The organism is Sphingobium quisquiliarum P25, from assembly GCF_000445065.1.
GTDB lineage: Bacteria > Pseudomonadota > Alphaproteobacteria > Sphingomonadales > Sphingomonadaceae > Sphingobium > Sphingobium quisquiliarum.
Map to the genome: position 1 here is coordinate 16,597 of NZ_ATHO01000095.1, position 10,812 is coordinate 27,408.

Annotated in this window: 10 protein-coding genes; 5 read left to right on the top strand and 5 right to left on the bottom strand. The window is 67.3% G+C overall.

Annotation, left to right across the window (positions count from 1 at the left end):
- Positions 1-40: 40 nt before the first annotated feature.
- Both L288_RS32485 and L288_RS32490 read right to left on the bottom strand, forming a co-directional pair.
- Complete coding sequence (locus L288_RS32485) at positions 41-682, bottom strand: 2-dehydro-3-deoxy-6-phosphogalactonate aldolase (protein WP_021238406.1); 642 nt, start codon at positions 680-682, stop codon at positions 41-43.
- Between the two features lie 4 nt (positions 683-686).
- Positions 687-1,583, bottom strand: coding sequence for a 2-dehydro-3-deoxygalactonokinase (locus L288_RS32490; protein WP_021238407.1), 897 nt, complete (start codon positions 1,581-1,583; stop codon positions 687-689).
- 134 nt (positions 1,584-1,717) lie between these two features.
- Between L288_RS32490 and L288_RS32495 the strand changes: the two genes are divergently transcribed.
- The 4 genes from L288_RS32495 to L288_RS32510 all read left to right on the top strand — a co-directional run bounded on the left by L288_RS32495 (position 1,718) and on the right by L288_RS32510 (position 6,897).
- Positions 1,718-3,520: an IlvD/Edd family dehydratase gene (locus L288_RS32495; RefSeq protein WP_021238408.1), complete on the top strand. Its 1,803-nt coding sequence runs from the start codon at positions 1,718-1,720 to the stop codon at positions 3,518-3,520.
- A gap of 111 nt (positions 3,521-3,631) precedes the next feature.
- On the top strand, positions 3,632-5,227 hold the full coding sequence (locus L288_RS32500) for an aldehyde dehydrogenase (NADP(+)) (RefSeq protein ID WP_021238409.1): 1,596 nt from the start codon (positions 3,632-3,634) through the stop codon (positions 5,225-5,227).
- Positions 5,224-6,153 (top strand): Gfo/Idh/MocA family protein, encoded by a 930-nt coding sequence (locus L288_RS32505; RefSeq protein WP_021238410.1) that lies wholly within the window; start codon positions 5,224-5,226, stop codon positions 6,151-6,153. Before L288_RS32500 ends, L288_RS32505 begins: the two co-directional genes overlap by 4 nt.
- A 12-nt stretch (positions 6,154-6,165) precedes the next feature.
- A complete protein-coding gene (locus L288_RS32510; RefSeq protein WP_021238411.1) occupies positions 6,166-6,897 on the top strand; it encodes a FadR/GntR family transcriptional regulator in 732 nt (243 codons plus the stop codon).
- An 85-nt stretch (positions 6,898-6,982) separates the two neighbouring features.
- Here the strand turns inward: L288_RS32510 and L288_RS32515 are convergent, their stop codons facing one another.
- A complete protein-coding gene (locus tag L288_RS32515) occupies positions 6,983-7,840 on the bottom strand; it encodes an SMP-30/gluconolactonase/LRE family protein (protein ID WP_021238412.1) in 858 nt (285 codons plus the stop codon).
- A 4-nt stretch (positions 7,841-7,844) separates the two neighbouring features.
- A complete protein-coding gene (locus tag L288_RS32520) occupies positions 7,845-8,936 on the bottom strand; it encodes an aldose epimerase family protein (RefSeq protein ID WP_051209648.1) in 1,092 nt (363 codons plus the stop codon).
- 164 nt (positions 8,937-9,100) lie between these two features.
- Between L288_RS32520 and L288_RS32525 the strand changes: the two genes are divergently transcribed.
- Positions 9,101-10,405, top strand: coding sequence for a sugar MFS transporter (locus L288_RS32525; protein ID WP_021238414.1), 1,305 nt, complete (start codon positions 9,101-9,103; stop codon positions 10,403-10,405).
- A gap of 89 nt (positions 10,406-10,494) precedes the next feature.
- On the opposite strand, the gene L288_RS32530 is transcribed toward L288_RS32525, so the two are convergent.
- The coding region (locus tag L288_RS32530) for an N-formylglutamate amidohydrolase (RefSeq protein WP_021238415.1) at positions 10,495-10,812 on the bottom strand (318 nt) is incomplete at its 5' end.

Here is a 10,812-nt window from a genome sequence, read left to right on the forward strand (position 1 = left end):
TGAACGGGGGAGAGCGATGGAGGCGATCAAAATGCTGCGCCTAGCGGAACTCGCCCTTCGCCGCTTTCCACGCCGCGACCAGTTCGCGCGCCTTTTCGCCAGCCTGGGCGGCGCTGTCACCGGGGCGGTAGAGCGCGCCACCGACGCCGATGCCTTCGCAACCAGCGGAAAGCCATTCGCCGATGCTGTAGGCGCCCGTGCCTCCGACAGCCCACAGGCCAATGTCGCGCGGCAGCACTTCCTTCACCGCCTTCACATAGGATGCGCCGAGCCGGGCGGCGGGGAACAGCTTGATTCGGCGCGCGCCTGCCCTGACGGCGGCGAAGGCTTCGCTGGGCGTCATGAAGCCGGGCATCAGTTCCAGCCCCAGCGCCGCGCCACGGGCGATGACGGCGGGGTCGGTGTTGGGCGTCACCATGATGCGGCCGCCAGCGCCGTGCAGCCCTTCGGCGGCCTCGACCGACAGAACCGTGCCGCCGCCGATCAACGCTTCCTCGCCAAACTGGCGCTGGAGCGCGGCGATGCTGTCCAGCGGGCTCGGCGAGTTCAGCGGCACTTCGATGATGCGGAGCCCGGCGTCGATCAGGGCCGCGCCGACAGCGGGCGCTTCCTGCGGGGTGAGGCCGCGCAGGATGGCGACGATGGGGGGCGCTCCATCAGCGAGCAGGTCGTCAAGGGTCATGGGATCAATTCTCCGTAAAGCCAAGGCCAGCGAGCGCGCAGGCTTCGCCGTCGAGCAAGCGGGATCGCACGCCCTGCGCCTCCAGCGCCTGGGCATAGCGGGCGGACAGGCGCGGGTCGCCGATCAGGGTGACGTTATCGCCGTGAAACAGGGTGGCGCGGATTTCAGCGATCTCACAGCCGATGAGCAGGCCCGACAGATAGCCGGACGCCCAATCAGCGGACTTGTTCGCGCGCAGCCGCATGGACCGCGCGGCAAACAGACCGGTGAGCAGCCGCCCTTCGCCCGCGCGGGCAAGCCCGTCCGCGAAACCCGCTTCCTCCTGCTCCGCGTCGCCAGCGGCGTCCCTTGGGGCCAGGGTGGAACGGTCGCGCAGCAGGGCGAACAGTTCCCCGGTCGGGACGGTGCGGAAGGCAAGGACCCGGCCATCCTCCACCAGGGTCCATTTATTATGCGTGCCGGGCAGGACGATGAGGTGGCGGCCCTGCGCCAGATCGGGATGGAGGGCGCAGGCTCCGAATATTTGCGTTTCTTCCCCCCGCATGACGTCTGGCACGCCGTCCGCGCTATCGCAGGCGACGCCCGCCATGATGCTGACCGGCACGCCCCGCCAGTCGAAGCTGGCGGCGGTGGCGCGCCATGCCGCTGCATCGGCGGGGCACGGGGCATAGGGCGCTTCCACCCAGCCGTCCCGCGCGCCCGCCATGCCACAGAGGCGGATTTCAGCGGGCATGCCGTCTTCGAGCCATGGCGCGATCGCCCCGGCGAAGGCCGGTTCGGCCTGACGCCCCGCCTCCCCGATGCCGGGACCTTCGGCCTGCGCCGTGATGCGGCCATGCTGCACACGGAAAAGGCGCAGGTTGCTGGTGCCCCAGTCGCCCAGGACGGCGTAGCTGCTCACAGCGGCGATCCTGCGCTGAACAGGGTGGATCGGGGCATGGTCATGTCAAGTCCTTGAAACAGTATTTGTATGAGTATATGGGGAGAGGCGAGCGCGTCAATGCGTCCCTTCCTCTTCACCGTCAGGATGCCGTCATGAGCGAAAACTCCAAGCCCGCCCCCAAGTTGCGCAGCCGCGCCTGGTTCGACAATCCCGACAATATAGACATGACGGCGCTGTATCTGGAGCGCTACCTGAACTTCGGCCTGACGCTGGAGGAACTGCGCAGCGGCCGGCCGATCATCGGCATCGCCCAGACCGGCAGCGACCTGTCGCCCTGCAACCGCCACCATATGGTGCTGGCGGAACGGGTACGCGAAGGCATTCGCGAAATGGGCGGCATCGCGCTGGAATTTCCGGTGCATCCCATTCAGGAGACGGGCAAGCGGCCGACCGCCGGGCTTGACCGCAACCTTGCCTATCTGGGCGTGGTCGAGGCGCTGTACGGCTATCCGATCGACGGCGTGGTGCTGACCACCGGATGCGACAAGACGACGCCCGCGCTGCTGATGGCGGCGGCGACGGTGAACATTCCCGCCATCGCCCTGTCGGTCGGGCCGATGCTGAACGGCTGGCACAAGGGCGAGCGCACGGGGTCGGGCACGATCGTGTGGCATGCGCGCGAACTGCTGGCGACGGGGCGCATCGACGATGAGGGATTCATCAAGCTGGTGGCGTCGTCGGCGCCGTCCACCGGCTATTGCAACACGATGGGCACGGCGACGACGATGAACAGCCTGGCGGAAGCGCTGGGCATGATGCTGCCGGGATCGGCGGCGATCCCCGCGCCCTATCGCGACCGGCAGGAGGCCGCCTACCGCACCGGCAAGCGCATCGTCGAGATGGTGCGTGAGGACCTCAAGCCCTCCGACATCCTGACGCTGGACGCGTTCCACAATGCGATCACGGTCAATTCGGCGATCGGCGGATCGACCAACGCGCCCATCCACCTGGCCGCGATCGCGCGTCATGCCGGCGTCGGCCTGCCGCTCAAGGATTGGGAGACGGTGGGGCACAAGGTGCCGCTGCTGGTCAATCTGCAACCGGCGGGCGAATATCTGGGCGAGGATTATTACCGCGCGGGCGGCGTGCCCGCGGTGGTCGGCCAGCTGATCGCCCAGGGGCTCATCCGCGAAGGCGCGATGACCGTCAACGGCAGGACCATGGGCGAAAACTGCCGGGGCGTGGAGATCGAGGACGAGCGCGTCATCCGCCCCTTCGCCCAGCCGATCAAGGAGGAAGCAGGCTTCCTGGTGCTGTCGGGCAATCTGTTCGACGCGGCGGTGATGAAGACCAGCGTCATCAGCCCGGAATTTCGCGAGCGTTATCTTTCGAACCCGGACGATCCCGATGCGTTTGAAGGCCCGGCGGTCGTGTTCGACGGGCCGGAGGATTATCATGCGCGGATCGACGATCCGGCCACGGGCATCACGGCCGACACGCTGCTGTTCATGCGCGGCGCGGGGCCGATCGGCTATCCGGGCGCGGCGGAAGTCGTGAACATGCGCCCGCCCGCATATCTTATCACCGAAGGCGTCGGCGCCCTGCCCTGCATCGGCGACGGGCGGCAGTCGGGGACGAGCGGCAGCCCGTCGATCCTGAACGCCTCCCCTGAGGCGGCGGCGATGGGCGGCCTTGCGCTGCTGGAAACCGGCGACCGGGTGCGCATGGACCTGAAAAAAGGGACGGTCGACGTCCTGATACCGGACGAGGAACTGAAGGCCCGGCGCGAGCGGCTGGTGGCGGCTGGCGGCTATCCCTATCCCGCATCGCAGACGCCATGGCAGGAAATCCAGCGCAATCTGGTGGGTCAGCTGAGCGAAGGCGCGATCCTGGAGGGCGCGGAGAAATATCAGCGCATCGCGCAGACCAAGGGACTGCCGCGCGACAATCATTGAGGCGGCCCACAGCCGCCCTTTGGCATTGAGGCGGCCCACAGCCGCCCTGGCGAAACGAATCATGCCGGTCCCGCCTGCTGCACGGGCGGACCGGCGAGCAGGAGATTAAGCATGTTCAACGGAGCGATACTGGTCGGCGCAAGCGAACGGCGCGGGGGCGATCCCTTTTTCGCGGTCCATCCCGCCAGCGGCGGGCAGGGCGAGGTCGCCTTTTCCAACGCGTCGCCCGCCGACGTGGCCGACGCCTGCGCCTTGGCGGAAGCGGCGTTCGAGAGCTTTTCGGCGCTGACGCCGGACGCGCGCGCGACCTTCCTTGAGACGGCGGCCGAGCAGATATTGGCGATCGGAGACCTGCTGATCGAAACCGCCATGACCGAATCCGGCCTGCCCCGCCCCCGGCTGGAGGGCGAGCGCGGCCGCACGGTGGGCCAATTGCGCCTGTTCGCCAGCTATGTGCGGCAGGGCGACTGGCTGGACGCCACCATCGACAAGGCCCTTCCCGAACGGCAGCCGCTGCCCCGCAGCGACCTGCGCCGCGTCAATCAGGCGCTGGGACCGGTCGCGGTGTTCGGCGCGTCCAATTTCCCCCTCGCCTTCTCGACGGCGGGCGGCGACACGGCATCGGCCTTCGCGGCGGGCTGCCCCGTGGTGGTGAAGGGCCATCCCGCCCATCCCGGCACCGGCGAGCTGGTGGCGCGCGCCATCCAGGCGGCGGTGAAGGCATGCGGCCTGCATGAAGGCGTCTTTTCCTACCTGCCAGGATCGACCCATGAACTGGGCGGCGCGCTGGTTTCCGACCCGCGCATCAAGGCGGTGGGCTTCACCGGATCGCGCGGCGGCGGCATCGCGCTGATGCAGGTCGCGGCCAAACGGGCCGAGCCCATCCCTGTCTATGCGGAGATGAGCAGCATCAACCCGGTCGTCCTTCTGCCCGGCGCGCTTGCGGCGCGGGCCGATGCACTGGGCGCGGCCTTCGTCGGGTCGCTGACCATGGGATCGGGCCAGTTCTGCACCAATCCGGGGCTGGTCATCGCGCTGGAAGGGCCGGACCTCGACCGCTTCGTCGCCGCCGCCGCGCAGGCGATGACGGCGAGCGAGCCGCAGGTCATGCTGACGCCCGGCATCCATGAAGCCTATGAAAAGGGCGTCGCCGCCCTGCTGTCGGCCGAGGGCGTCACCACTGTCGCGCGCGGCGCGCAGGCGCAGGGCGCGAACCGGGGGCAGCATGCCTTGTTCACAACGGATGCGGAGCGGTTCCGCAGCAACCCGGCGCTGGCCCATGAAGTGTTCGGCTCCTCCTCCATCCTGCTTTCATGCCGCAGCATCGACGAGGTGCTGGAAACCATCGCCGGGCTGGAGGGTCAGCTGACCGCCACGCTGCACATGGAGGAAAGCGACAGCGCCGATGCGGCCAGGCTGCTCCCGGCCCTGTCGCGCAAGGCAGGGCGCATCCTGACCAATGGCTGGCCGACCGGCGTCGAGGTCACCTATGCCATGGTGCATAGCGGGCCGTTCCCGGCGACGTCGGATGGGCGCACGAGTTCCGTTGGAACCCTGGCCATGGAGCGCTTCCTGCGCCCGGTCTGCTATCAGGACGTGCCTGACGCGCTGCTGCCCCCCGCCTTGCAGGACGCCAATCCGTGGAAGCTGATCCGCCGCGTCGAAGGCAGGCTGGAGGCCGCCGCCGGTCAGGACCGCGCGCTGTGAGCGGTGGCATCAAAGCCGGGCTGGTCGGCCTGGGCAAGATCGCGCGCGACCAGCATCTGCCCGCGATGGAGAAGGTGGAGGGCATAAAGCTTGCCGCCGTCGCCAGCCGCAATGCGCAGGCGGAAGGGGTGAACAACTATCCGGGCCTTGACGCCATGCTGGCGGGCGAGCCCGATCTGGACGCGGTCATACTGTGCCAGCCGCCGCAGGTCCGTTACGAAGCGGCGCGGCAGGCGCTGCTGGCGGGCAAGCACGTGTTCCTGGAAAAGCCGCCGGGCGCGACCGTTTCGGAGGTGGAGGCGCTGATCGCGCTGGCCGAACGGCAGGGCGTGACGCTCTATGCCAGCTGGCACAGCCGCTACGCCGCCGCCGTCGCGCATGCGGGCCAGTGGCTGGCGACGCGGACGATCCGCCATATTTCGATCCAGTGGCGCGAGGATGTGCGGCACTGGCATCCCGGCCAGCCGTGGATCTGGGAAGCGGGCGGCTTCGGCGTGTTCGACCCCGGCATCAACGCCCTGTCCATCCTGACCGAGATCGTGTCCGATCCGCTGGCGCTGCTGTCGGCGAAGCTGGAGGTGCCCGCGAACAAGCAGGCCCCGATCGGCGCGGAACTGCGCATGGCGACGGCATCGGGCGCATCCGTGGATGCCGTGTTCGACTGGCGGCAGACAGGCCCGCAGACATGGGACATCGCGGTGGAGACCGACGACGGCCAACTGCTGCTGTCCGAGGGCGGCAATATGCTGCGGCTGGATGGCGAAGTGCAGGTGCAGGCGCCGGACGAGGAATATCCCTCCATGTACCGGCGGTTCGTGACGCTGGTGGCGAATCACGCGATCGACGCCGATGTCGCGCCCCTGCGCCTGGTGGCCGACGCCTTCCTTTGCGGCGAACATTGTCCTACTACAGCCTTTGAGGATTGAAGGGGTTGGGGTTTGGCAGGCGCGCACAGGACCGGGAATGAAGAAGGCGCGCTGCGCATCCATCAGGCTATCGCGCGCGATCTGGGCACGGCGATCCTCATGGGCAGGCACCGCCCCGGCGACCTGTTCGAAGGCGAGATAGAGGCGGCCGAACGGCTGGGCGTATCGCGCACCGCCTATCGGGAAGCGGTGCGCATTTTGGTGGCCAAGGGGATGCTGGAAAGCAGGCCCAAGGCAGGCACCCGCGTGCTGCCGCGCAGCCGGTGGAACGTGCTGGACCCGGAAATGCTGGCCTGGATGTTCGCGGGGGAGCCCGACCCCGCCTTCATCCGCGACCTGTTCGAACTGCGCGGCGTGATCGAACCGGCGGCCGCGGAGTTCGCGGCGCGGCGGCGCACGGAGGACCAGATCGCCACGATGCAGCGCGCGCTGGAGGAAATGGAGCGGCATGGCCTGTCCACCCCGGCGGGGCGGCTGGCGGACCAGCAATTCCATAATGCGATATTGGCGGCGACCCACAATGATGCGCTGGCGGCGCTGGCCAGTTCAGTCGGCGCGGCGGTGGGATGGACGACCATGTTCAAGCAGCGCAAGCAGAAGGCGCCGCGCGATCCCCTGCCCGACCATCAGGCGGTGTGCCGCGCCATTGCCGCCAGCGACGCGGCGGCGGCGCGCGATGCGATGATGGAGCTGCTGCGGCTGGCGCTGGCGGACATGGACCTGGCGCTGCCGGAGCCGGGATAGCCATCGCATGAAGCGCGGCGTCGCCCGGCTTTAAACCCGGAAGCGGGATTGCCGGGCTTCTCCCTCGCCCGCCCACGCCGATCGGTCAGCCAGCGAACAGGGATGCGGGAAGGCCGGTCACGCCTGCGTCGACTTCGAAAAGTGCGCCGTCATATTCGCTTTCAGGCAGGTTGAACGCCGCCGATGTCACGAACATGCGGTCCAGCTTCGGCCCGGCGAAGGTGATGTTCGTCACCTGCCGCGCGGGCAGCGGGATGACGCGGTCCAGCTTTCCTTCGGGCGTGAAGCGGCTGATGCGCGCGCCGCCCCAATGCGCGATCCACAGATGCCCCTGGGAATCGACCGTCATGCCATCGGGATAGCCTTCCTCTTCCGAAAAGAGGATGAAGGGCTGGCGGCTGGCAAGGCCGCCGCCATCGGTCCGGGAGAAGCGGTAGACGGTGCGCCGCGCCGAATCGGTATGGTAGAGCCAGCGGCCGCAGGGAGAGAAGGCGGGGCCGTTGGGCACCAGATAGCCGGTGTCCATCACCGTCCAGCGGCCGTCCGGGTCGAGCCGGTAGAAGGAGCCGCTATCCTGTTCCTCCGCCATGTCCATGGTGCCGCACCAGATGCGCCCGTCCGCATCGGCCTTGCCATCGTTCATGCGGTTGCCGGGCAAATGAGGTTCGGGATCGCCGATCGGATCGATCGCGACGGGATCGAGCGTCAGCCGGGCAAAGCCGCTCTGGAACCCAGCGACGAAACCGCCGCCGCGCCGTTCCACCACCCAGCCGAGCGGTTCGGGCATCGGCCAGCGCCTGATGCCGCCATCGGTCAGCGACAGCCGGTTGAGCGCGGGCGCGCGTATGTCGACCCAGTAGACGGCGTTTTCGCGCGCCGACCATAATGTCCCCTCGCCCAGCGTGTCGCGCACATCGCGGTCGATCCGTTTCCATTCGCTCATCGCATCAATGCCTTACTGACAGACGGTAGATCATGACATGGCGATAGGGCTTGCCGGGATCCACGCGCGCGGATGGAAAGTCCGGCTTGTTGGGCGTGTCGGGGAATTTCTGCGGCTCCAGCGCGATGCCGTCACCCATGCGGTAGAGATGCCCCCGCTTGCCCGCCAGCGTGCCGTCGAAGAAGTTGCCGGAATAGAATTGCAGCCCCGGCTCGGTGGTCAGCACGTGCAGCACGCGGCCCGACACGGGATCTTCCAGCCGCGCGGCCGGTTCGGGCCTGGCCGTGATCCCCTTGTCCAGCACCCAATTATGATCATAGCCCCGGCCGAACCTGATCTGCGCATCGGTCCCGTCCCTGACGCCGTCTTCCACCCGCCGGGGCGTGCGGAAATCGAAGGGCGTTCCGGCTACCGGCCTGATCTCTCCAGTCGGGATGAGCCCGGCATCGACGGGCGTGTAGGCCTTTGCGGCTATGGTCAGCAGATGGCCGAGCGCGCCGCCGGGCGCCCCCTCCCCCGACAGGTTGAAGATGGCATGGTTGGTGAGGTTGACGATGGTCGGCTTGCTCGCCGCCGCCTCGAAGCTGATGGTCAGGGCGCCGCTTTCGTCCAGCGCGTAGCTGACCTGCGTGTCGAGCCTGCCGGGATAGCCGGAATCGCCATCGGGGCTGCTGTAGGACAGGACGGCCTGCGGCCGGGGCGTGCTGCTGACCGACACGACCTTCCAGACCTGCTTGTCGAAGCCCTTGCCGCCACCGTGCAGCGTATTGGTCTTGTCATTGAGGGGAAGCTGGTGATCATGGCCGTCGAGCATGAACCTGCCGCCCGCGATGCGATTGGCGTAGCGGCCGATGGTGACGCCGAAATATTCGGGATGCGCGAGATAGCCCGCCAGATCGTCATAGCCCAGCAGCACATCGGCGATCCTGCCGTTCCGGTCAGGCCCCATCAGCGACTGCAAGGCCGCGCCATAGGTCAGTATTTTTGCCGTGACGCCTTTTCCATTGTCCAGGGTGATGACCTCGACCGGGCTGCCGTCCGGCAACTTTCCTGCGCGAGCGCGGCTTGCTTCTGCCGATGCGGATGTGCTTGCCATGATCAGTCCGAGAAAATAGAACGCAAATGTTCGAAAAACATGGTTGCCCGTCCTTTTCGGCACGACCCCTTCCGCCGCCGAGACATATTGACGCCCGACGGGGAGCTATATACTCGGACAAATTGAAACAGCACAAGCCTGTTGCCGCTTGACGGAGAAGATGAATGCCTGCTCCCCCATCATCATCGGCCACCCTGACGGCGGAGCATCATCCAGCCACCCGCTACGGCCCGGCGCTGACGCTTCTGGCCAGCCTCTTCTTCATGTGGGGGTTCATCACGGTCATCAACAACACGCTGCTGCCCCATCTGCGCAGCGTGTTCGACCTCAACTACACCCAGACGACGCTGATCGAATCCGTGTGGTTCATCGCCTATTTCGTGGCGTCGATCCCTTCGGCCAAGCTGATCGAGCGGGTCGGCTACCAGAAATCGCTGGTGATCGGGCTGCTGATCATGGCGGCCGGGTCGCTGGGCATGATGCTGGCGGCCAGCCTGCCTTCCTATGGCGTAACGCTGGCCATGCTGTTCATCATCGCCAGCGGCATCACGCTGCTGCAAGTGGCGGCCAATCCCTATGTCGCGGTGGTCGGCAAGCCGGAAACCGCGTCGTCGCGCCTGAACCTGGTGCAGGCGATGAATTCGGCGGGCACGATGCTCGCCCCCCTGTTCGGCGCGTACCTGATCCTGGGCCGGTCGAAGGGTGGCACGGCGACCGCTGGCACGGTGCTGACCGAAGCGGAACGGCTGGCCGACGCGCAGTCGGTGATCCTGCCCTATGGGCTGGTGGCGCTGGTGCTGTTCGTGCTGGCCATCGTCATCGCCCGCTTTCCCCTGCCCGCGATGGGCGGAGCGACGGCGCGGCTGGCGCGCGAGGAGCGCAAGCGGCATTCGCTGTGGAATCACCGCAACCTCGTCTTCGGCATTCCGGCGATCTTCATCTACCTGATCGCGGAAATCGGCGTCGCCAACCTGTTCGTGAACTTCGTCAGCCAGCCCGACATCGCCAACCTGACGCATGAGCAGGCGGGCCGCTACCTCACCTTCCTGTGGGGCGGCATGATGGTCGGGCGGTTCGCCGGGTCCGCGATCATGCAGAAGGTGGACGCGGGCAAGGTGCTGGCCGCCTTCTCGATCGGCGCGTTCATCGTCATGATGATCACCGTGTTCGCCGACGGGCCGGTGGCGATGTGGTCGCTGATCCTGGTCGGCCTGTTCCATTCGATCATGTTCCCGACCATCTTCACCCTGGGGATCAAGGGGCTGGGCCCGCTGACCGAGGAAGGGTCAGGCCTTCTGATCATGGCGATCGCCGGTGGATCGCTGGTGGTGGTGCAGGGCTGGCTGGCGGACCGTTATGGCCTGCAAACCTCCTTCCTGCTGACGGCGGTGTGCGAGCTTTACATCCTCTTCTACGCGCTCTGGGGTTCGCGCCCGACCCACGCCCTGCCGGACCAGCATATCGAATAGAACCGGGCAGCGCAGCGCTGCTTCAAAAGGAAAAGGCCGGAACGATCGCCCGTTCTGGCCTTCTCCCGTTTCCGCCCTGAACGATCGCGCTATTCGGCGGCGAGCGGATAGGCGGCGCGCGGCTGTTCGCTGGTAAGGGCCGTTACCATTGCCGTCAGCGCCTGTTGCAGGGCGGGCAGCCCCGGCCCCGGTTCGTCCAGCGCCGCGTCGAGATAGAGGCTGCGGTCCACCTCCACCTGCAAAGCGTACAAATCCCTGGCGGGGCGGCCATGCCGTTCGATCATATGATCGCCCGCATAGGGGTGGTTCTGCGCGGCGGTGATGCCGTGTCCCGCCAGCACATCTTGCGCCAGCGTCATCAGCCGCGCCGACGCCGCCCGTCCGAAGCGGTCGCCCAGCACCACGGC